At 65.9% G+C, this 20,542-nt stretch carries 18 protein-coding genes and 1 other RNA gene; 13 read left to right on the top strand and 6 right to left on the bottom strand.

Annotated elements, in window-relative coordinates:
* Positions 1-154: 154 nt before the first annotated feature.
* The 3 genes from TVNIR_RS08685 to TVNIR_RS08675 form a co-directional block, all read right to left on the bottom strand.
* A complete protein-coding gene (locus TVNIR_RS08685) occupies positions 155-517 on the bottom strand; it encodes an ArsC family reductase (protein ID WP_015258635.1) in 363 nt (120 codons plus the stop codon).
* A gap of 52 nt (positions 518-569) precedes the next feature.
* Positions 570-1,397, bottom strand: a complete 828-nt coding sequence (gene dapD / locus TVNIR_RS08680) for a 2,3,4,5-tetrahydropyridine-2,6-dicarboxylate N-succinyltransferase (protein WP_015258634.1) — start codon at positions 1,395-1,397, stop codon at positions 570-572.
* Between the two features lie 221 nt (positions 1,398-1,618).
* A complete protein-coding gene (locus TVNIR_RS08675; RefSeq protein ID WP_015258633.1) occupies positions 1,619-2,485 on the bottom strand; it encodes a gamma-glutamylcyclotransferase family protein in 867 nt (288 codons plus the stop codon).
* Positions 2,486-2,632: 147 nt separating this feature from the next.
* Between TVNIR_RS08675 and TVNIR_RS08670 the strand changes: the two genes are divergently transcribed.
* The 10 genes from TVNIR_RS08670 to TVNIR_RS19770 all read left to right on the top strand — a co-directional run bounded on the left by TVNIR_RS08670 (position 2,633) and on the right by TVNIR_RS19770 (position 11,026).
* Positions 2,633-3,085, top strand: a complete 453-nt coding sequence (locus TVNIR_RS08670) for an SUF system Fe-S cluster assembly regulator (protein WP_015258632.1) — start codon at positions 2,633-2,635, stop codon at positions 3,083-3,085.
* A 34-nt stretch (positions 3,086-3,119) separates the two neighbouring features.
* On the top strand, positions 3,120-4,568 hold the full coding sequence (gene sufB / locus TVNIR_RS08665; RefSeq protein ID WP_015258631.1) for a Fe-S cluster assembly protein SufB: 1,449 nt from the start codon (positions 3,120-3,122) through the stop codon (positions 4,566-4,568).
* A 92-nt stretch (positions 4,569-4,660) separates the two neighbouring features.
* Positions 4,661-5,080, top strand: a complete 420-nt coding sequence (locus TVNIR_RS08660; protein WP_015258630.1) for a SufE family protein — start codon at positions 4,661-4,663, stop codon at positions 5,078-5,080.
* 141 nt (positions 5,081-5,221) lie between these two features.
* Entirely contained in the window at positions 5,222-5,971 is a 750-nt protein-coding gene (sufC, locus tag TVNIR_RS08655) for a Fe-S cluster assembly ATPase SufC (RefSeq protein ID WP_015258629.1), read from the top strand.
* Complete coding sequence (sufD, locus tag TVNIR_RS08650) at positions 5,968-7,311, top strand: Fe-S cluster assembly protein SufD (protein ID WP_015258628.1); 1,344 nt, start codon at positions 5,968-5,970, stop codon at positions 7,309-7,311. The genes sufC and sufD overlap by 4 nt, the downstream gene beginning before the upstream one ends.
* A 76-nt stretch (positions 7,312-7,387) precedes the next feature.
* Positions 7,388-7,933 carry a putative Fe-S cluster assembly protein SufT gene (gene sufT / locus TVNIR_RS08645; protein WP_015258627.1) on the top strand — a complete coding sequence of 182 codons (546 nt, stop codon included), beginning with the start codon at positions 7,388-7,390 and terminating at the stop codon, positions 7,931-7,933.
* Positions 7,934-8,219: 286 nt separating this feature from the next.
* Positions 8,220-8,540 (top strand): non-heme iron oxygenase ferredoxin subunit, encoded by a 321-nt coding sequence (locus TVNIR_RS08640; protein WP_015258626.1) that lies wholly within the window; start codon positions 8,220-8,222, stop codon positions 8,538-8,540.
* A gap of 340 nt (positions 8,541-8,880) precedes the next feature.
* Positions 8,881-9,264 carry a HesB/IscA family protein gene (locus tag TVNIR_RS08635; protein ID WP_015258625.1) on the top strand — a complete coding sequence of 128 codons (384 nt, stop codon included), beginning with the start codon at positions 8,881-8,883 and terminating at the stop codon, positions 9,262-9,264.
* 149 nt (positions 9,265-9,413) lie between these two features.
* On the top strand, positions 9,414-10,745 hold the full coding sequence (gene tviB / locus TVNIR_RS08630; RefSeq protein WP_015258624.1) for a Vi polysaccharide biosynthesis UDP-N-acetylglucosamine C-6 dehydrogenase TviB: 1,332 nt from the start codon (positions 9,414-9,416) through the stop codon (positions 10,743-10,745).
* A gap of 83 nt (positions 10,746-10,828) precedes the next feature.
* Positions 10,829-11,026: a hypothetical protein gene (locus TVNIR_RS19770; protein ID WP_157092231.1), complete on the top strand. Its 198-nt coding sequence runs from the start codon at positions 10,829-10,831 to the stop codon at positions 11,024-11,026.
* A gap of 91 nt (positions 11,027-11,117) precedes the next feature.
* Here TVNIR_RS19770 and metK read toward each other — a convergent pair whose 3' ends face one another.
* On the bottom strand, positions 11,118-12,296 hold the full coding sequence (gene metK, locus TVNIR_RS08625) for a methionine adenosyltransferase (RefSeq protein WP_015258623.1): 1,179 nt from the start codon (positions 12,294-12,296) through the stop codon (positions 11,118-11,120).
* A 484-nt stretch (positions 12,297-12,780) separates the two neighbouring features.
* Complete coding sequence (locus tag TVNIR_RS08620; protein WP_052316631.1) at positions 12,781-13,236, bottom strand: DsrE family protein; 456 nt, start codon at positions 13,234-13,236, stop codon at positions 12,781-12,783.
* 744 nt (positions 13,237-13,980) lie between these two features.
* Between TVNIR_RS08620 and TVNIR_RS08615 the strand changes: the two genes are divergently transcribed.
* On the top strand, positions 13,981-15,105 hold the full coding sequence (locus TVNIR_RS08615; protein ID WP_015258621.1) for a Fic family protein: 1,125 nt from the start codon (positions 13,981-13,983) through the stop codon (positions 15,103-15,105).
* A gap of 398 nt (positions 15,106-15,503) precedes the next feature.
* Here the strand turns inward: TVNIR_RS08615 and ssrA are convergent.
* Positions 15,504-15,863: a transfer-messenger RNA gene (gene ssrA, locus TVNIR_RS19010) on the bottom strand.
* A 103-nt stretch (positions 15,864-15,966) separates the two neighbouring features.
* Here ssrA and purL point away from each other — a divergent pair.
* Both purL and TVNIR_RS08605 read left to right on the top strand, forming a co-directional pair.
* On the top strand, positions 15,967-19,854 hold the full coding sequence (purL, locus tag TVNIR_RS08610; protein ID WP_015258620.1) for a phosphoribosylformylglycinamidine synthase: 3,888 nt from the start codon (positions 15,967-15,969) through the stop codon (positions 19,852-19,854).
* Between the two features lie 72 nt (positions 19,855-19,926).
* Positions 19,927-20,409 (top strand): low molecular weight protein-tyrosine-phosphatase, encoded by a 483-nt coding sequence (locus TVNIR_RS08605; protein ID WP_043739534.1) that lies wholly within the window; start codon positions 19,927-19,929, stop codon positions 20,407-20,409.
* The last annotated feature ends 133 nt before the right edge of the window (positions 20,410-20,542 follow it).

Below are 20,542 nucleotides of genomic sequence, written 5' to 3'. Positions count from 1 at the left end.
ACGGAAGATGAAACAAATCAAACCCTTTTTCCGGTGTTTGTCCGTGCTGTCAGTGGCTCGCCTTTTCATGTTGCAGTCCGGTAGGGCGGAATAGCGCAGCGTCATCCGCCACACGGCGTTCGCAGTGCCCAGGCGCCCCGGTCGCCCATGGAAGCTAACGTCGTGCGCCCAGCGCGGTCGCGGTGGTTTCGTCCCAGCCGACGCTCACCTGGCCCGAATGCTCGATCACCGGGCGCTTGATCAGCGTGGGTTCCGCCAGCATCAACGCCCGCGCGCCGCTTGCGTCGACGGTCGCACGCGTGTCGGCCGGCAGGCGCCGCCAGGTCGTGCCGCGGCGGTTCAGCAGGGCCTCCCAGCCCACGGCGTCGAGCCAGCGGTCCAGCGTGTCGGGGTCGAGGCCATCCTTGCGAAAATCATGAAAACGGCAGGCCACGCCGGCCTCCCGAAGCTCCCGGCGTGCCCGGCGCACCGTGTCGCAGTTCGAAATGCCGTAGAGCACGGGCTCTGCCGCGGTCATGCCCCAAGCCTCGGCAGGACACCGGGTGCCGTGGCTTGTCGTGGCCCGGGCATCAGGCCTGCACGTCCCGCAACAGCGCGTTCAGACCCACCTTGGCCTTGGTCTTCTCGTCCACGCGCTTCACGATCACCGCACAGTAGAGCGAGTACTTGCCGTCCTTCGAGGGGAGATTCCCCGACACGACGACGGCCCCGGCCGGTACCCGGCCATACGTGATCTCGTCCCTCTCGCGGTCGTAGATGCGGGTGCTCTGGCCGATGTAGACCCCCATCGAGATCACCGCGCCTTCTTCCACGATCACGCCTTCGACGATCTCCGAGCGCGCGCCGATGAAGCAGTTGTCCTCGATGATTGTGGGTGCCGCCTGCAGGGGTTCCAGTACACCGCCGATGCCGACACCGCCGGACAGGTGCACGTTCTTGCCGACCTGTGCGCAGGAACCGACCGTGGCCCAGGTGTCGACCATCGTTCCTTCATCAACATACGCACCAATATTCACGTAAGACGGCATGAGCACGACGTTCGGTGCGATGTACGCGCCCTTGCGTGCCGTTGCCGGCGGAACCACGCGCACGCCGCCCGAACGGAAGTCCCGGCTGCTCGTATCCGCGTATTTCGACGGCACCTTGTCGTAGTAGTTGGTGAAGCCGCCCTTGATGAACTGGTTCTCCTCGATGCGGAACGACAGCAGCACCGCCTTCTTCAGCCACTCGTGCACGATCCACTGTTGGCCGGATCTCTCGGCGACGCGCAAGACCCCGCGGTCGAGCTGGTCGATGGTTTCGCGGACCGCGTCCTTCACGGTGGTCTCGACGTTGCGCGGGGTGATCTCGGCACGGCGCTCGAAGGCGCTCTCGATGATGTTCTTCAAATCATTCATTTGAGATGGTTTCCTCTAGTGGAAATTGATGGGTGTTTCCGTTTTCGCAGTATACCGGACCGTGCTCCCCGAATACCCCAGCGCCACACGACACCGGGGCGCGGTCCATGTCCCACGTCGGTTGGTCGTGCCGCCACAGGAGGCGCAACGGCATTGAGCCTTGCGCGACGGCGGATCGGACCGTCGGGAAATGGGCCAGCACCTTGCGCCTGCGGTACACGCTACACGGGGGGTGTCCGGGTGATTTGGAGGGCACGCGTGATCGGGCCGTCGGGCCAGCCGAACTCGGCGTAGCCGCGGCGCAGATGGGCGAGGTACTCCTCGCGGACGGGGAGGCCGGCGGTTACCCGGGCCGGGTGGGCGACCCACGCGTGCACCAGCCAAAGCCCGTGACGACCTTCCGGGCGAAACGGCAGCCCGATGCGCAGGTAGTCGCCAGGCGTGCCCTCGAACCGGTCCATCGCCTCGAGTTGCTCATGGCTCAGCCGACACAACGCGCCCCGGCAGGCACCGGAGCCGCTGAAGTGCAGATTCGCGACCACCGAACCCCCGGTGGCGGCATGTTTCTCGAAACGCAGTTCGAAGTCCGGCAAGATTCCGCCAGTGCGGGAACCCACCGGCCCGATCCGGCGTTCGATGCGCTCGCGGCTGAGGTTCGACCCGTAGGCAACGACGGGTTGCGGCCCGTTCCGCTGTTCCAGCAGGTGGCGGCGGTAGTCCCCGTGGCGAATCCGGCCCGCGGGATCCGGTTCCCGGTTGAATACGTAGGTGAATGCCGGGTGGCCGGAGGCGCCGGACAGCGGTTGTACCGGCACCTGCTCGCGCAGGTACAGTGAGCGCTGCGCGTCCTGCGGGTCGTAATCTTCGATGCGGTCGATCCGCGCCAGCGTCGGTTCGTCCACGTCGTAGACCTCGCCGGTTACTCTGCCGCTGCCATGGCGCAGCCCCGGCCAGGCGCCCAGGTCGAACAGTTGTCCCGGAATCCAAGCCAGGCCCAGAAAGCGCGCATCGCGCAGCACCTGCGCGCGGGCCAGTCCGCGCAGCAGGGTTCCATAGGCGAACAGCCGGCAAGTCGTTTTTCCGTGCATTGCAGAGTGTTTCTTGAACGGGGTTGTTGCACTCGCGAGACTGCGCCCCAGCTTAAGAGAAATCGAACACCTGGGGCGGCACCGCCCCTCCTTTTTGCGGTAAAATAGGACCAATTCAGTACTGTTTAACCAGGAACGGCCATCACGATGTTGCGCATCAGCAAGCTCAGTGACTATGCGATCGTACTGCTCTGCGAAATCGCGCGCGAGCAGGACGGCCAGGGCGCGACCGCGCGGCAGCTCGCCGCGAATACCAGGATCGCGCTGCCGACCGTGATCAAGTTGCTGAAGCTGTTGAAAGACCACGGCGTGCTGCTGTCCATGCAGGGCCGCAACGGCGGCTACCGCCTCGCTCGGCCCGCGGCGCACACGAATCTTGCGGTGATCATCGAGGCGGTCGAGGGGCCGATCGCGCTGACCGAATGCATGAACGACGATCTCGACTGCCAGATCCATCACAACTGCAACACGCGGCCGCACTGGGCGCACATCAACGCGGCGTTTCGCCAGGCGCTGTCGGTCGTCAACCTGAACGATCTCACGCACGGCACGATGCCGGTACCGGTGTCCTGGGGCGAGCCCCACACCCCGGCACTGTGACCACACGACCCAAGACCCAATTCGAGGCGAGAACATGTCCACGCAACCACACGACGTCGAGCAACTCATCAAGCGCGAGTACAAGTATGGGTTCAGCACCGATATCGACCAGGAGGTGCTGCCGCCGGGTCTGAACGAGGACGTGATCCGCGCCATCTCGGCGAAGAAGCGCGAACCGGAGTTCATGCTGAACTGGCGGCTCGAGGCGTACCGCCACTGGCTGACGATGCGCGAGCCGAACTGGGCCCACGTGCATTACCCGAAGATCGACTTCCAGAAGATCTCCTACTACGCCGCGCCGAAGTCGAAAGACGACGCGCCGAAGAGCCTGGACGAGGTCGATCCGAAGTTGCTCGAGACCTACGAGAAGCTGGGCATCCCGCTGCACGAGCGCGCGCGTCTCGCCGGCGTCGCGGTCGACGCGGTATTCGACAGCGTTTCGGTGACGACGACGTTCAAGGAAAAGCTGGCCGAGGCTGGCGTGATTTTCTGCTCGTTCTCGGAAGCGGTGCAGAACCATCCCGAACTGGTCGAGAAATACCTCGGCACAGTGGTCCCGTCCGGTGACAATTACTTCGCGGCGCTGAACGCGGCGGTGTTCTCCGACGGCTCGTTCGTCTACGTCCCGAAAGGCGTGCGCTGTCCGATGGAATTGTCGACCTACTTCCGCATCAACGCGATGAACACCGGCCAGTTCGAGCGCACGCTGATCATCGCCGAGGAAGGTTCCCACGTGAGCTATCTCGAGGGCTGCACCGCACCTCAGCGCGACGAAAACCAGCTGCACGCCGCGGTGGTCGAATTGATCGCGCTCGACGACGCCGAAATCAAGTACTCGACGGTGCAGAACTGGTACCCGGGCGACGAGGAAGGCAAGGGCGGCATCTACAACTTCGTGACCAAACGCGGCGAGTGCCGCGGGCGCAACAGCAAGATTTCCTGGACTCAGGTCGAGGCCGGCTCCGCGATCACCTGGAAGTATCCGAGCTGCATCCTGAAGGGCGAGAACTCGGTCGGCGAGTTCTACTCGGTCGCGGTCGGCAACAATTTCCAGCAAATCGACAGCGGCACCAAGATGATCCACATCGGCCGCAACACCCGCAGCACGATCATCTCGAAGGGGATCTCGGCCGGCCGGGCAAACAACGCCTACCGCGGGCTGGTGAAGGTGCTCGGCGGCGCCGAGGGTGCCCGCAACTACACCCAGTGCGACTCGCTGCTGCTGGGCGACCGCTGCGGTGCGCACACCTATCCGTACATCGAGGTGAAACATCCGAGCGCGCAGGTCGAGCACGAGGCGACCACCTCGAAGATCGGCGATGACCAGATCTTCTACCTGAAGCAGCGCGGCATCTCCGAAGAGGACGCGGTGAACATGATCGTGAACGGCTTCTGCAAGGAGGTCTTCGGCGAACTGCCGATGGAGTTCGCGGTCGAGGCCCAGGCGCTGCTCGCGGTGTCGCTGGAAGGCGCGGTCGGCTGACGGCTGCGCCCCTGGGCGCCGTTCCGGGGATAGGCCGATGCGGTGGACGACACCAGCCCGCAAACGATGAACCAGAGACAACGGGAACACCGATGAACGTGCAGGAACTGATGGAAGCCTTCGAGATGCTTCCGGACTGGGAAGACCGCTACAAGCTGATCGAGGATCTCGGGCGGCACCTGCCGAACCTGCCCGAAGACCAACTGACCGAGGACAACCGGATCAAGGATTGCAACACCCGGGCCTGGCTGATCGCGCACCTGAACGACGAAAACCCGCCGAAGCTGGTGTTCGAGGCCGACGCGGAAACGGCGACGGTTCGTGGCCTGATGGCGCTGATGCTGCTGCCGTTCCGGGGCAAGACGCCGGAGGAAGTGCTGGCGACCGATCCGGACGACCTGTTCGGTCCGATGGGGCTCGAGAGCGCGCTCAGCCCGACGCGCCGCGCCGGCATGGAGGCGCTGCTGTTCCGCGTGCGCGAACTCGCGGTCGAGCACGCCGCGACCGCCTGAAGCGATGAGCTGCGTTCCAACAATGCGTAGGGCGGAACAGGCCACAAGCCGTCATCCGCCGATGCGGACTGCGATCGGGCACACACGAGAATTCAACCGAGGGGCCGAACGGCCTGAATGCTTTTCCCAGGAGAACACGCCATGCTGAAGATCCACAACCTGCAGGCCCAGGTAGGCAACACGCCGATCCTCAAGGGCATCGACCTCGAGGTGAAGCCCGGCGAGGTGCACGCGATCATGGGCCCTAACGGCTCGGGCAAGAGCACGCTGTGCCAGGTGCTCGGCGGCCGCGACGGCTACGAGGTCACCGGCGGCAGCGCCGAGTACCTCGGCAAGGATCTGTTCGAGCTCGAACCCGAGGAGCGTGCCCGCGAAGGCCTGCTGCTCGGCTTCCAGTACCCGGTCGAGATCCCGGGCGTGAAGAACATCTACCTGTTGAAGGAGGCCTACAACGCGCAGCGCAAGCATCGTGGCGAGCCCGAGGCCGACACCTTCCAGTTCCTGAAGCTGGTGCGCGAGAAGCTGCAGACCATGCAGATGGACGAGAGCTTCCTGCACCGGGCGGTGAACGTCGGTTTCTCCGGCGGCGAGAAAAAGCGCAACGAGATCCTGCAGATGCTCGTGCTCGAGCCGAAGCTCGCGCTGCTCGACGAGACCGACTCCGGCCTCGACATCGACGCGCTGAAGGTCGTCTCCGAGGGCGTGAACAAGCTGCGCTCCCCGGACCGGGCGATCGTGCTGGTGACCCACTATCAGCGCCTGCTGAGCCACATCGAGCCCGACTTCGTGCACGTGCTCTCCGGCGGGCGCATCATCAAGTCCGGCGACAAGTCGCTGGCGCACGAACTCGAGCGCAACGGCTACCAGGGCATCATCGAGGAGGCGGCATGAGCGCGAACGCCCTCAGCAAGCACTACGCCGACCAGGTCCAGCACCTGCAGGAAGTCCTCCCCGAGGGTATGCCCGAGTGGCTGGCCGGGCGCCGGCGCGGCGCGGCGGTGCGCTTCGCCGAAGCGGGTTTCCCGGATCCGCGCATGGAAGAGTGGAAGTACACCAACGTACGCCCGATCGCAACCAAGCCGTTCGTCGCCGCCGCCGGTGATGCGGAGGTTTCCGCCGATACCGTGCGGGCGCTGGGTTTCGGGGGCCTGGATGCCTACCGCATGGTCTTCGTCGACGGGCGCCTGCGGCGCGACCTATCGGATCTCTCCGAGCTGCCGGAAGGCGCGGTGGTACAAGGTCTCGGAGAGGCCCTCGCGACCGATCCCGATCCGCTGGAGCCGTTCCTGGCGACACTCGCGCACGACCGCTTCTCGAGCTTCGCGGCGCTGAACACCGCGTTCATGAACGACGGCGCGTTGGTGCGGCTGGCGCAGGGCATCCGCCTCGAGCGTCCGCTGCACCTGCTGATGCTCGGTTCTGCCGGCGATACCCCCATCTGGAGCCATCCCCGTGTGCTGATCCAGGCGGGCGAGGGCGCCGAGGCTACGGTGATCGAGCACTATGCCGATCTGCCCGGCGCCAACGGCTTCACCAATACGGTGACCGAGTTGCGCGCGGAGGCCGGGGCGCGGGTGCGCCACTATCTGCTGCAGGACCATGCCGACGGCGCCTACCATGTTGGCAGCGTATTCGTTCAGCAGCGCCGCGACAGCCGCGTCACCTCGCACAACGTCAATCTGGGCGGCCGCCTGGTGCGCCACGACCTGAACGTCGACCTGACCGAGCCGGGTGCCGAGATCGAACTGCTCGGCCTGTTCCTCGCCGGCGGGCGCCAGCACGTCGACACCCACACCCGGGTGCACCACCTGTCGCCGAACACCACCAGCCGCGAGCGCTACCGCGGCATCGGCCAGGGTCACGGCCGCGGCGTGTTCAAGGGCCGGGTATTGGTCGACCAAGGCGCGCAGAAGACCGACGCGCAGCAGCACAGCGCCAACCTGCTGCTGTCGCCGAACGCCGAGATCGACACCAAGCCGGAGCTCGAGATCTACGCCGACGACGTGAAATGCGCCCACGGTGCCACGGTCGGGCAGCTCGACGAGACCTCGCTCTACTACCTGCGCAGCCGTGGAATCGGTACTGAGCAGGCGCGCGAGATGCTGGTCTTCGCGTTCGCCGACGAGGTGCTGGAGAGCATGGACCTGGAGCCGGTGCGCACGAATATCGAGGCGCGCCTTGCCGCCCGCCTGCCCGGTGGCATGGCGCTGGAGGCCGCCGCGTCGGCGTAGGACGCTTCGCTCTTCCGCCTACGGGGAACACATCCGGTTTATCCGGCGATTGAACAGCGATTGAGGACACCAGCAGATGCACGTTCAGGAAACGATCAAGCTGAGCCGGGACTGCCCGGCGGTGGCCGTGCCCACGGGACAGCGCGTGCTGCTGGGCGAGGGCGGTGAGGTGGGTCTGGTGCAGGCCCTTGGTGGCTCCTACACGGTGATGGCGCAGGGTCGCCTGTTCCGCGTCGATTCGAAGGACGCCGATGCTCTCGGCAAGGAGCCGACGCCCCCGCCGCAACTGCCCGAGGACGCGTCCGACGAGAAGGTCGAGAAGCTCGTCTGGGACCAGATGCGCAACTGCTACGATCCGGAGATCCCGATCAACATCGTCGACCTCGGCCTGATCTACCGCTGCGACATCGAGCGCAACGCCGACGGCGGGCGCAAGGTGTCGATCGACATGACCCTGACCGCTCCCGGATGCGGGATGGGCAACGTACTCGCCGCTGACGTCTGGCAGCGGGTGATGGAAGTCCCGACGGTCGACGAGGCCAAGGTGGAACTCGTATTCGACCCGCCCTGGGATGCCTCGCGCATGTCGGAAGCCGCCCGCCTGCAGACCGGAATGTTCTGAGGCCCGAAGCGACGAGATACGGCCGTTTTCCATGACGCTGTTCACCCCTTTCCCGCTTTCGGCCGAGGGGCCGGGGGTGAGGGTGAGTCCAGTGTGGTCGGGCCGTGCATCGACCCCTTCCCAGAAAAGCTTCCACGGTTGCGGGGGAGGTGCCTTCTCCCGTCACCCGCTGGCAGGAGAGGGGCACTGGGTTGGAGCTGTCATGGACCCGAAAATGGCTGCGGCGCGGGCGTGCGCCGGGCGGGCAGGTTTCAAGCACAACGAATCTGGAACACGGAGTCAAGCGATGAGTGATTGGGTGAACGTCGCCCCTGCCGGAGAGATCGAACCGGGAAAACACCAACTCGTGGACGTCGACGACGTGCCGATCGCGGTATTCAACATCGACGGCAGCTACTACGCCATCGAGGATCTGTGCTCGCACGAGGAATACCCGATTGCGGAAGGCGAGGTAAAGGACAACCGGATCACCTGCCCGCAACACGGTGCGGAGTTCTGCCTGCGCACCGGCGCGGCACTGACGGCGCCGGCCTACGAACCCCTGACCACCTTTCCCGTGCGGATACATGAAGGCGTGGTGCAGGTGCGCGATGATCGCTGGGATTGAGTCATGCAAGGGCACAGCGCTTTGCGCGACGGCCCGTGCGGGGTGGGGTGACGCGGTGACAGTGCACCGACCGGAGGTTCCAACCCCGGAGCAACCGCAGGCTGGGGCGTATGGTCAAACGATACAGCACCACACGACACCGGCCCGCAGGCCGGGCAAAGCTCAGCGTGCGCGACAGGGCACGGCACCGCCGGCCGGCGGGCCGGAAGATTGGCAACGTGCCGAACACGACGCGGGCAGCGCCGCCACCGACCTGGTCACGGGCCGCAGGGCAGAACGAACGACACACCGAACACCAACGGCAACCGCATGGCCGAAGAATGACCAGGAGAACCTGCAGATGAACGCAACGGTGATAGAAACCCGGGACAACACCGCCGACGTGCCCGAGACCGACCGTGTCAAGGCAACCGACAAGGCGGTGCGGCATATCCTGAAACAGATGGAAACCGATCCATCCGCGATCGGCTTCCGGCTCGAAGTCAAGCGGACCGGCTGTTCCGGCTGGATGTACGTGGTCGACCTTGCCCGCGAACCCCGCGACGAGGACCTGATCTTCAATGTCGCCGACGGGCTGGACATCTTCGTCGACAAGAAGAGTTTCGAGTTCGTGCATGGCACCGAGATCGACTTCATTTCCGAGGGGCTCACCCGGCACCTTGTATTCAACAACCCCAACGTGACCGCCGAATGCGGCTGCGGCGAAAGCTTCTCGATCGACTGACCCGCCCGGCGTACCCGCGCCGGCCTGATCCCACCCAGCCAGTGCGCCCGGCGCATGGGCCGCAGGGCAGCGGCCGGGTCGCCTCTGGCCCGCTTTTCGCGGATCCCGTATCCTCTCGCCCCTGAACTGGCCTCGCAGGGACGCATACCATGTCCGGAAACGAAACGCTTGCCGTGATCGGCCTCGGCTACGTCGGTCTGCCGCTGGCGGTGGAGTTCGGGCGCCGCCGCCGGGTGATCGGCTTCGACAAGAGCGCCGAGCGAATCGCCGAACTGCGCGCCGGTCGTGACAGTACGCTAGAGGTGGAGGCTGCGGACCTGGCCCAGGCCACCGGCCTCGAGTTCACCACCGATCCGCGGCAGTTGCGCGAGGCGACCATCTACATCGTCACGGTACCCACGCCCATTGACGCGGGCCGGCAGCCGGATCTGGCGCCGCTGATGCATGCGAGCGAGACGATCGGCCGGGTGCTGAAGCCGGGTGACACCGTGATCTACGAGTCCACGGTGTACCCGGGAGCGACCGAGGAGGTCTGCGTGCCGATCCTGGAACGGTCCTCCGGGTTGCGCTACATCAGCACCGAGAGGAGGGGGACCGATCCAGAACTGCCCCCCGGACAGACCGTGGCCGCTGACAACGGCTTCTACTGCGGCTACAGCCCCGAGCGTATCAACCCGGGTGACCGCGAGCATCGCGTGACCACCATCCGCAAGGTCACCAGCGGCTCGACGCCCGAAGTCGCCGAGCGCGTGGACGCCCTCTACCGCGAGATCATCACCGCCGGCACCCACAAGGCGTCGAGCATCCGCGTGGCCGAGGCGGCGAAGGTCATCGAGAACACCCAGCGCGACGTGAACATCGCGCTGATCAACGAACTCGCACTGATCTTCAACCGCCTGGGTATCGACACCGAGGAGGTGCTGCAGGCGGCCGGCACCAAGTGGAACTTCCTGCCGTTCCGTCCGGGCCTGGTCGGCGGCCATTGCATCGGCGTCGACCCGTACTACCTCACCCACAAGGCGCAGCAGATCGGCTATCACCCGGAGATGATCCTGGCAGGCCGGCGCATCAACGACGGCATGGGCGCTTACGTCGCCGGCCAGCTGGTGAAGGCCATGCTCAAAAAGCGTATCCAGGTGGAAGGCAGCCGGGTGCTGGTGATGGGGCTCACGTTCAAGGAGAACTGTCCGGACCTGCGCAATACTCGCGTGGTGGACATCCTGCATGAACTGGCCGAGTACGACGTGCAGGTGGACGTCTGCGACCCTTGGGCCAGCGTCGAGTGCGCCCGCCGCGAATATGGTATCGAGCTGATCCGTGGCCCCGAACCCGGGCAGTACGACGCCATCGTGCTCGCGGTGGCGCACCGCCAGTTCAACGCGATGGGCGTTTCCGGGATCCGCGCCCTCGGCAGGCCCCGGCACGTGCTCTACGACCTCAAATACGTCTTCCCCGCGAACGAGACCGATCTGCGCCTGTAGGCGCGGCCGGCAGCCGTTGATTCCCCGCGTTGCGCCGGCTGACGCCAGGCCATCGTGGAACCTGCGGCCGTGCCTTGCATTCCATGACCGGCGACGCGGTGACGGCCGATATTGCCGACCCACGGAAAGCACGGACAGAGACGAAAAAAGATTTGATCCATTTCATCTTCCGTGACTTTCGTGTTCTTCCGCGGCTGGATTTTCACGCTAACTGTCATGCCGCCGGGCGCGCGGCACCCCCGATGATGAAAGATAATGGGCGTGCTGTCGCGTCGGGCTGAGGTCGCGATATTATCTGATGGCGCCGGACCGCGCACGCTAACGGGGGCGCGGTGCTGCCAGCGCCGGCGATCGCGCATGGGGTTGGCACGGCTACAGCCGTAACGCCGTGCGCAGATCGTCTACCCGGTTCGTCTGCTCCCAGGTGAAACCGGGTTCCTCGCGTCCGAAATGGCCGTAGGCGGCGGTCGCCGCATAGATCGGCCGGAGCAGATCCAGATCGCGGATGATCGCGGCCGGGGTCAGGTCGAATACCTCCCGCACCGCTTGTTCGAGGCGATCCTCGTCCACCTGCTGCGTACCGTGGCCGTCGACTCGGATCGACACCGGATCCGGTCGCCCGATCGCATACGCGAGCTGCACAGTGCAGCGGGTTGCGGCGCCTGCGGCGACCAGGTTCTTGGCCACCCAGCGCGCGGCGTAGGCCGCCGACCGGTCGACCTTGCTTGCATCCTTGCCCGAGAACGCGCCGCCACCGTGTGGACAACTCGCGCCATAGGTGTCGACGATGATCTTGCGCCCGGTGAGCCCGGTGTCGCCCTGCGGCCCGCCGATCTCGAAACGCCCGGCGGGATTGACCAGGCAGCGCATCTCCGGCGCACGCAGGGACTCGGGAATCACCGGCTCGATCAGGTGGCGGATGATCTCGCTCTCGACCTCGGCGTCGGAGATCTCGCCCTGTAGCTGGGTCGAGAGCACCACCGTTTCCACCTGCGCCGGGCGGCCATTCGCATACCGCACCGATACCTGCGACTTGGCGTCCGGACGCAGCCACGCGAATTCCGGAAGCCGGCGCAACTCCCGCTGGCGCCGCATCAGCCGGTGCGCCAGCTGGATCGGCAGCGGCATGCGTTCGGGCGTCTCGTCACAGGCATGGCCGAACATCAGCCCCTGGTCGCCCGCGCCCAGCGCGCCGCCCTCGCGATCCACGCCCTTCGCGATCTGCACCGACTGCCCGTGGATGCGGACCAGCACCTCGCAGCGGTCCGGGTCGATTCCGGGGAACCCCGCATGGTAGCCGGTGTTCCGGAGCACGTCCCTCGCCAGGCTCTCCAGTTCGTCCCGCACGCGTTCGAGATCGGCCTCCCGCGCGAGCCGGAACTCCCCGGCGAGCACCACGAGCCCCTCGGTCAACAGGGTTTCGCAGGCCACCCGGGCCCTGGGTTCGAGTTCCAGGCAGCTGTCCAGCACCTGGTCCGAGATCCGGTCGGCCAATTTGTCCGGGTGCCCGTCGGAAACCGATTCGGAGGTAAACAGCCAGGATCGTGTCATGCGGGGAAGGCCTCCACAGTGCGCCGGACAGCGGGATCAATGGGTGCCCATGGTGCCACCGGTCTTCGCAGGCGGCCATAGCCGGTGCATTCTCCGGCCTGCACGAACGACCAACGCAGGGCGGCATCGGAACAGCGCTGTAAAGTGCGCCAAACGCAGCAGCCCCTGGGGCAGGGCGGCCCGGCACTTACTGGCGCACCCACCGGTCGAACGCGCGAACTGCCGATGGCCCGGGGTCTGGGGGGCGGGTAGCAAGGCGACGCTACCGCCGGCCCCGCCCCCTAAGTAACCTTCGCGCATGCGCATGGCGTCGCCAGCGTCGAGCAGGTGGGTATGGAGTCCGGCACCGTGGGCGGCCGGCGATACCACGGCGACGATGCCCCGGGGCACCGGTGCGCAGGGTACCAAGACGTGGACCGGTGTACTTCTCCGATCGCTTGTCCAGACGCGTTTCGATGCGATCGCCCGGTTCGCCCAATGGGTCTTACCAGGTAAGGGTTTTCACGTTCGGGTCAAAGAGGATACCGAGTACTAGGTCGGGATTCCCCATTTCCACGCCTTCAATGAAGTCGGCCGGTGTGAGCCCGCCCGCCTGCGCGCATGCGGCACAGGCGATCACCCGCCCTCCATCCTTGATGAACGCCCGCATCGTGTCCTGGATGGAATGGCCGCTCTCCGTCATTGGTCCGTGCACATCGGAGGCCCGCTTCCTGTCTGCCAGGTAGATGCCGCGGACGTTGAGCCAGATCGCAACGGGTTCGTGTCCGGATTGGAGTACTCGTTGGTGGGCGAAGTAGATGGCCTTGCTTGCTGACCATGTATCGTCGGTAGTCAGGTTGATGAACAACCCCTGCCGGGGGTCATCGGCGTGCGCATTCGTTACCGCGAAGGCAGAGAGAAAAAAAGCCAGCAGGGCAAGAAGTGCAACAGATCGTTTCATAACGGTTCTCCGTTTTGTTGATGATTGTGTAGCCGCGGCTGGGTGCGAGCGGGAGATGCGGCTCGTAGCATTCCGCGCGCAGGGGTGCGGGCTGGCAGGCGGCACAGGGGCAGGTATCCCGTAGAGCACGATCCGCGATGGGGGACACCATGATCGGGAACAGCAAGGCGAATGACTTGCCCATTGCATGCCACCTGACGGCCAGCAACGCCCCGAACCAAAAGCAGAAACCATGCCAGTAACCCGGATGGCGGTCACGCTGGGGTTGCAAGCGTCGAACACCCGGTAAGATGGTGCATTTGACATGCCCATGGGTAGCTGCTGAGCCAAATGCAGCAGTTTGCGGTCCAGGCGAGGGCTCCGCTGGCGGCATTGCCCCTCCGCGTGCACAGCCACGTGGCAGGGGCTCATCGCGCCCGGTTCGGTTGCGGGCCAATCCAGCCCATGCTCCGCTAAGGAAGTGGGGTGGGTGCTATGAAGCCCATTCGGCTGCGCGGACAATCGGGCAGATTTTCCGCTCTGATTGGTGGTCGGAAAGGCCGCTCAAACCCGTCTGTTTTTCGAGGCCAGTGGTAATCCCGAAACGGGAATCGAACCCGTGTCCGTCGCCCCGACCAACAGCACACCCATTCAGACCCATTTCGAGATGAGGCGACCCGTCGTGCGGCGATTGGCGCCACCTTTCTCCGCATTTTTTGCGGCGAAAGACTTGCGTGTACGGAGAATGCAGCCCATAATCTCCGCATGAATAGCGGTGATTATAAATACATCTGGCAGGCCAGTGACTGGCCGAATTGGCGCTTCGACCTGGCAACGCTCGCCGGTCCCATGGCCGAGGTCAGCCGCGCCCAGGGGTTCTTGATGGGCCGCCTGGCCGACGTGGGCATGGCCCTGCGCGATCAGGCCAGCCTGGCGGCGCTTACCGAAGACGTGGTCAAGACCAGCGAGATCGAGGGTGAGCAGCTCAACGTCGAATCCGTGCGCTCGTCCATCGCCCGCAGGTTGGGCGTGGATATTGGCGCCCTGGCCCCGGTCGATCGACACGTCGAAGGCGTGGTCGAGATGGTGCTCGATGCCACGGCCAACTGCCATGCGCCGGTGTCGCGTGAGCGGTTGTTCGGCTGGCATGCCGCGCTGTTTCCCACTGGCTACTCCGGCCTTACCAAGATCAAGGTCGGCGGCTGGCGCGACGATGCCAGCGGTCCGATGCAGGTGGTGTCTGGCCCCATCGGTCGCCAACGGGTGCATTTCGAAGCGCCGCCCGCCGATCGCCTCGAGGCCGAAACCAGCCGCTTCCTCGACTGGCTGAACGGGCCATCGAACGAACCGCTGCTGCTCAAAGCTGGCCTCGGCCATCTGTGGTTCGTCACTCTGCACCCGTTCGACGATGGCAATGGCCGTATCGCCCGGGCCATCGGTGATCTGTTGCTGGCACGCGCCGACGGTAGCCCGCAACGCTTCTACAGTTTGTCGGCGCAGATCCAGCGCGAACGCAAGGCTTACTACGACATCCTGGAGCAGACCCAGAAACGGTCGCTGGACGTCACCGAGTGGCTTGCCTGGTTCCTCGACACGCTCCATCGCGCCGTCGATCAGGCGCAGCACACACTCGACTCCGTGCTGACCAAGACGCGGTTCTGGCAGCGTTGGGCGACCACACCACTGAATGGGCGGCAGGTGAAGTTGCTGAACAAGCTGCTCGACGGGTTCGAAGGCAAGCTCACCAGCAGCAAGTGGGCGGCTATTGCCAAGTGTTCGCCGGACACGGCACTGCGTGACATCAACGACCTGCTTGCACGAGGTGTGCTGCGGAAATCGGATGCGGGTGGGCGCAGTACCAGCTACGAACTGAACGATCTCCCGTCGTAGGCGCGTCGTCTGCATTGACTTGGCTGGCGGACCGAACAGCGCCTTCATGGACTCCTGCCAACTCATGCGCACGGTGACGGTTTGGGGTCGCGCACCGTCCCCCACGCCCGCGGGCAGCGGTTGTATGCCCTTAGCTACCCAATGCTGCGAAAGAACCCGCATGAACAGTCCCCGCGTAAGTCATTGGAAAAGCGTTAGAAAAAAGTTCCGAACTCGCGGACTTCGTTCTCGGCTTCCGCGCAAGGGGGAGAGAAAGAGGGCGGGGAGAGGGTGAAATGGCGCGGACACGGGCGTGGGGGTGGTGTTCTCCGAGTCCGCAGGTTTCCGCGGGAACCCGCGCAGACACGTAAGAATCCAATGAAAAAGGCACCCGTAGGTGCCTGTTTTCATTGCTGTGTTGGTGGAGACGGCGGGAATCGAACCCGCGTCCGCAAGACCTCCGCCCTCGGCTCTACATGCTTATCCGCGTCTTTGTTTTAACTGGTGGCTACCCGACGGGCAGGGAAGACCACCAGCGATCCCGGTTGAGTTTTAGTGGATCCGCCCCGGGAAGCTTCTCCACGATCCTGCGAGATCGACGCCCGGGTCTGGACGCGCAGGCGCGGCTCCAGTCGGACGGCACCCTACCGGGTTTTAAGCGGCGAGTGCGTAGTTGTCGTCGTTGGCAACTATTGGTTTGCAGCCGTTTTTACGAGGTCAGCTACAGCCTCGGCATGCACCTCAGGTTTCGTGACCCACGTCGAAGCCATGTCGTCCCCTAGGTAACGGTATGACAGTCTACCCCATTTCAGGTTCCCTGCCACCGGAAATTGTTTCGCCTTGGGTACAATGGCGCCTCATTCTGGCCCAGGGGAGTGCCCGATGCGGGTGTTCGAAGGTGGAAGTGCGTTCTCGCCGTTCCGGATCCGCCAGCGCGAGGCGCTGATGGACGCACTGCAGCCAGGAGCGTGGCAGCTGGCGGCCCGGTTCGTGTATTTCGTCGAAACCCGACGGCAGTTGGCGTCCGCAGAGACGGCCCAGCTCGAGGATCTGCTGCTGGGCGAGGGCGAACCCTGGGCGGGTGCCGGCTTCGATGCGGTGCGCTCGCTGTTCGTGGTCCCGCGGCTGGGCACGATCAGCCCCTGGTCGTCCAAGGCCACCGAGATCGCGTTGCATGCCGGCATGGAGGACGCGATCGGTCGGATCGAACGCGGCATCCACTGGTTCATCGGCGGCGACGCGGCGGCGGATCTGGCCGTCGACGCGCTCGGGGCACCGCTGCACGACCGCATGACGGAAACCGTGGTGGCGGACGCCGCGGCCGCAGCGGCGCTGTTCAGCGAGGAGGGGCCCCGTCCGCTGCGCAGCATCGATCTTGGGGCGGATCCGCAGGCGGCGCTGCAGGCCGCCAACCGGGAGCTGGGGCTGGCGCTGTCGGACGACGAGACCGCGTACCTCGCACGGGCCTACGCCGAGATGGGGCGGGCACCGACCGATGCCGAGCTGATGATGTTCGCGCAGGCGAACTCCGAGCACTGCCGGCACAAGATCTTCAATGCCGCCTGGACCCTGGACGGCGAGGCGCAGGAACAGACGCTGTTCGGGATGATCCGCCATACCTACAACGAGAGCCCTGGCGGGGTGCTCTCGGCCTACTGCGACAACGCCTCGGTGATCGAGGGCCACCGCGGCGTGCGGCTGATGCCCGATCATGTCAGCGGCGAGTACCGGCGGCAGGAGGTGGACCTGCCGATCCTGATGAAGGTCGAGACCCATAACCATCCAACCGCGATCTCGCCGTTTCCCGGAGCCGCGACCGGGTCCGGGGGCGAGATCCGCGATGAGGGAGCGACCGGACGCGGTTCCAGGCCGAAGGCCGGACTGACCGGATTCAGCGTGTCGAACCTGCGTATTCCCGGTTTCGAGCAGCCCTGGGAGGCGGACCACGGCCGCCCGGGCCGGATTGAATCGGCGCTTGGGATCATGATCGAGGGGCCGATCGGGGCGGCTGCGTTCAACAACGAGTTCGGGCGTCCTGCGGTGGCCGGGTATTTTCGGACGCTGGAGACCGAGGCGGGAGAGGGCCGCTTGCGGCGGCTGTTCGGCTACCACAAGCCGATCATGATCGCTGGCGGCATGGGATCCTTGCGGCGCGAACACGTTCACAAGCAAGGCCTGCCGGCAGGGACGCCGGTGGTGGTGCTGGGCGGGCCGGCGATGCTGATCGGGCTTGGCGGCGGAGCCGCATCGTCGGTGGCGAGCGGGGCCAGTGCGGAGCAACTGGATTTTGCGTCGGTGCAGCGTGGCAATCCGGAGATGGAGCGCCGCTGTCAGGAGGTGATCGACCGCTGCACCGCGATGGGCCCGGAAAACCCGATCCTGTCGATTCACGACGTCGGGGCCGGGGGCCTGTCCAATGCGATCCCCGAGATTCTCGACGACGCGGGCCGCGGGGGGCATATCGAGCTGCGCGAGGTGCCGTCTGCAGAACCCGGGCTGTCGCCGCTGGAGATCTGGTGCAACGAGGCCCAGGAGCGCTATGTGCTCGCGATCGCGCCGGAACGGCTACCGGCCTTTCGGACGATCGCGGAACGCGAACGGGCGCCGGTCGCGGTGGTCGGTGAGGCCACGGAGGCAGCTCACCTACGGGTGGACGACCGCCTGCTGGGAGTTCCGACGGTGGACCTGCCGATGGCGGTGCTACTCGGCCGGACTCCGCGCATGCACCGCAGCGACCGGCGCCTTCCCGGGCGGGGTTCGCCGTTCGATCCCGGTGCGCTCGACCTGGACCGGGCGCTCGCGCGCGTGTTGCGGCTGCCAGCGGTGGCGGCGAAGCATTTCCTGATCACGATCGGCGACCGCTCGGTCGGTGGTCTGACCGCGCGTGACCAGATGGTGGGTCCGTGGCAGGTACCGGTGGCGGACTGCGCAGTCACACTGACCGATTTCGAGGGTTTTACCGGCGAGGCGATGGCGATGGGCGAGCGGACACCGCTCGCGATCCTCTCCGCTCCCGCTTCGGGGCGCATGGCGGTGGGCGAGGTGATCACGAATCTGGCCGCTGCCGATATCACCGATACTGCGGAAATGCGGCTTTCCGCGAACTGGATGGCGGCCGCCGGCGTGCCCGGCGAGGACGCGGCGCTGTTCGATACCGTGCGCGCGGTGGGCGAGGAACTGTGCCCACGGCTGGGGATCAGCATTCCGGTGGGCAAGGACTCGCTTTCGATGCGCACAGTCTGGGAGCAGCACGGCAAGCCGCGCGAGATGCTAGCACCGGTGTCGCTGATCGTTTCCGGCTTCGCGCCGGTACGGGATGTGCGGCGCACGCTGACTCCAGTGCCGGACGCTGCGTCGGATGGCCCGCTGTGGTTGATCGATCTGGGCGAAGGGAACGCGCGCCTCGGCGGCTCGGCACTCGCGCAGGTGCAGGGCGAGGTCGGCGACGTGCCGCCCGACCTGGTCAGCCCCGAGCGCCTGCGGGGGTTCGTCAGCGCGATCCGGCGGCTGCAACGCGAAGGGCGGATTACCGCCTATCACGACCGGTCGGACGGAGGGCTGATCGTGACGCTGCTGGAGATGGCGTTTGCCGGGCGCTGCGGTCTCGAGGTGCAGGTTCCGGAGGGCGTCGAACCGATCGGCTGGCTGTTCAACGAGGAACTCGGCGCGGTGGTGCAGCTGGCCCCGGGAGCCGAGTCCGCGGTACGGGAAGCGTTCGATGCAGTGAGCCTGGCCACCCACCTGCACGCGGTGGCCGAACCGGATCCGGATGGCCGCGTGCGTGTACGGCAGGGAGTCGGCACATTGCTGGACAGCGACCGGGCGACGCTGCAGCGCCAGTGGCAGGAAACGAGCTTCGAGATGCAGCGGCTGCGCGATGCGCCGGACTGCGCGGACGAGGAACTCGCGCGGGTGGACCGGGACGGTGGCCTGAAGGCCGCTCTCGCGTTCGACCCGGCCGAGGACGTCGCCGCACCGTTCATCGCGACCGGCGCACGGCCCCGGGTCGCGATCCTGCGCGAGCAGGGGGTCAACGGGCAGCTCGAGATGGCGGCGGCCTTCCACCGCGCCGGCTTTACGCCGGTCGACGTGCACATGACCGACCTGCTGGCCGGACGGCACGATCTGGCGCAGTTCAAGGGGCTTGCCGCCTGTGGCGGTTTTTCCTACGGCGACGTTCTCGGTGCCGGTGGGGGCTGGGCGAAGACGATTCTGTTTCACGACGCGCTGCAAAACCGCTTCCAGGCGTTTTTCGAGCGCTCCGACAGCTTCGCGCTCGGGGTCTGCAACGGCTGCCAGATGTTCTCGCACCTCGCGCCGCTGATCCCCGGTGCGGAGCACTGGCCCCGCTTCGTGCGCAACCGGTCCGAGCAGTTCGAGGCGCGCCTGTCGCTCGTCGAGGTTCCGGAAAACCCGTCGGTGCTGCTGGCGGGGATGGCGGGATCGGTGCTTCCGGTCGTGGTTTCGCACGGCGAGGGCCGCGCGCGATTCGCAAAGGGCGGGGATCTGCAGCGGCTGGTGGAAACGCGGCAGGTGGCGCTGCGCTACGTGGAGGCAGACGGCCCCCCCGCCGAGCGCTACCCGGCGAACCCCAATGGATCACCGGACGGTGTCACCGGCTTCACCTCCGCGGATGGCCGGGTCACGATCATGATGCCGCACCCGGAGCGGGTGTTCCGCACCGTGCAGCATTCGTGGCACCCGGCGAACTGGGGCGAGGACGGCCCGTGGCTGCGGATGTTCCGCAACGCGCGGGCCTGGGTCGGCTGAAGCAGACCCGCCGTGGCGGGCGGTCAGAGCGCCGGACGATGATCGAGTCGAGGAGAGAAGAGGCCGAAAGCTTTGGAAAAGATATCCGTATTGATGGTGTGCATGGGCAATATCTGTCGTTCCCCGATGGCCCACGGGGTGTTTGTCGAGCGCCTGCGCAAGGCGGGCCTGGACGCGGTGGTGGAGGTGGATTCCGCGGGTACCCACGGGTATCACGTCGGTGCACCCCCGGATCGGCGCGCGCAGGCAGCTGCGGGCGAGCGCGGTTACGACCTCGGGGCACTGCGGGCCCGGCGCTTGACTCCCGAGGACTTTCATCACTTCGACTACATCGTCGTGATGGACGAGGAGAACCTGCACAATGCCCTTGCGCTGCAGCCCGCCGGCGCCAGGGCACGTGTGCACCGGTTCCTGGAGTTTGCCCCGCAACGCGCCGAACGCGAGGTTCCAGACCCGTACTATGGCGGAACCCAGGGGTTCACACAGGTGATGGACCTGGTGGAGGATGCGGCGACGGGTCTGCTGTCCCACCTGCGGGATCGGCACGGGCTCTAAACTGAGGCGCACGCGGCCCCCAGGTTACGGATCACCGGGGCGTGCCGCGAGGCCGTGGGGGCTGAGGCACTGGTGGCCCCTTCCCGCGCCGTGTCAGCACAAGAATCTCGACGAATTCCGGATGCGCGCGGGG

This window comes from Thioalkalivibrio nitratireducens DSM 14787 (assembly GCF_000321415.2).
Taxonomy (GTDB): domain Bacteria; phylum Pseudomonadota; class Gammaproteobacteria; order Ectothiorhodospirales; family Ectothiorhodospiraceae; genus Thioalkalivibrio; species Thioalkalivibrio nitratireducens.
This window is presented reverse-complemented; position numbering and strand designations above follow the sequence as displayed.

Excerpts from the sequence above, each read along its gene's own strand:
- tviB (WP_015258624.1), top strand. The coding sequence starts at position 9,414 with ATGTCCGGAAACGAAACGCTTGCCGTGATCGGCCTCGGCTACGTCGGT.
- TVNIR_RS08675 (WP_015258633.1), bottom strand. The coding sequence starts at position 2,485 with ATGCACGGAAAAACGACTTGCCGGCTGTTCGCCTATGGAACCCTGCTG.
- purL (WP_015258620.1), top strand. The coding sequence starts at position 15,967 with ATGCGGGTGTTCGAAGGTGGAAGTGCGTTCTCGCCGTTCCGGATCCGC.
- dapD (WP_015258634.1), bottom strand. The coding sequence starts at position 1,397 with ATGAATGATTTGAAGAACATCATCGAGAGCGCCTTCGAGCGCCGTGCC.
- sufT (WP_015258627.1), top strand. The coding sequence starts at position 7,388 with ATGCACGTTCAGGAAACGATCAAGCTGAGCCGGGACTGCCCGGCGGTG.
- TVNIR_RS08635 (WP_015258625.1), top strand. The coding sequence starts at position 8,881 with ATGAACGCAACGGTGATAGAAACCCGGGACAACACCGCCGACGTGCCC.
- TVNIR_RS19770 (WP_157092231.1), top strand. The coding sequence starts at position 10,829 with ATGACCGGCGACGCGGTGACGGCCGATATTGCCGACCCACGGAAAGCA.
- TVNIR_RS08670 (WP_015258632.1), top strand. The coding sequence starts at position 2,633 with ATGTTGCGCATCAGCAAGCTCAGTGACTATGCGATCGTACTGCTCTGC.
- sufC (WP_015258629.1), top strand. The coding sequence starts at position 5,222 with ATGCTGAAGATCCACAACCTGCAGGCCCAGGTAGGCAACACGCCGATC.
- sufB (WP_015258631.1), top strand. The coding sequence starts at position 3,120 with ATGTCCACGCAACCACACGACGTCGAGCAACTCATCAAGCGCGAGTAC.
- TVNIR_RS08615 (WP_015258621.1), top strand. The coding sequence starts at position 13,981 with ATGAATAGCGGTGATTATAAATACATCTGGCAGGCCAGTGACTGGCCG.
- TVNIR_RS08640 (WP_015258626.1), top strand. The coding sequence starts at position 8,220 with ATGAGTGATTGGGTGAACGTCGCCCCTGCCGGAGAGATCGAACCGGGA.
- TVNIR_RS08660 (WP_015258630.1), top strand. The coding sequence starts at position 4,661 with ATGAACGTGCAGGAACTGATGGAAGCCTTCGAGATGCTTCCGGACTGG.
- sufD (WP_015258628.1), top strand. The coding sequence starts at position 5,968 with ATGAGCGCGAACGCCCTCAGCAAGCACTACGCCGACCAGGTCCAGCAC.
- metK (WP_015258623.1), bottom strand. The coding sequence starts at position 12,296 with ATGACACGATCCTGGCTGTTTACCTCCGAATCGGTTTCCGACGGGCAC.
- TVNIR_RS08620 (WP_052316631.1), bottom strand. The coding sequence starts at position 13,236 with ATGAAACGATCTGTTGCACTTCTTGCCCTGCTGGCTTTTTTTCTCTCT.
- TVNIR_RS08685 (WP_015258635.1), bottom strand. The coding sequence starts at position 517 with ATGACCGCGGCAGAGCCCGTGCTCTACGGCATTTCGAACTGCGACACG.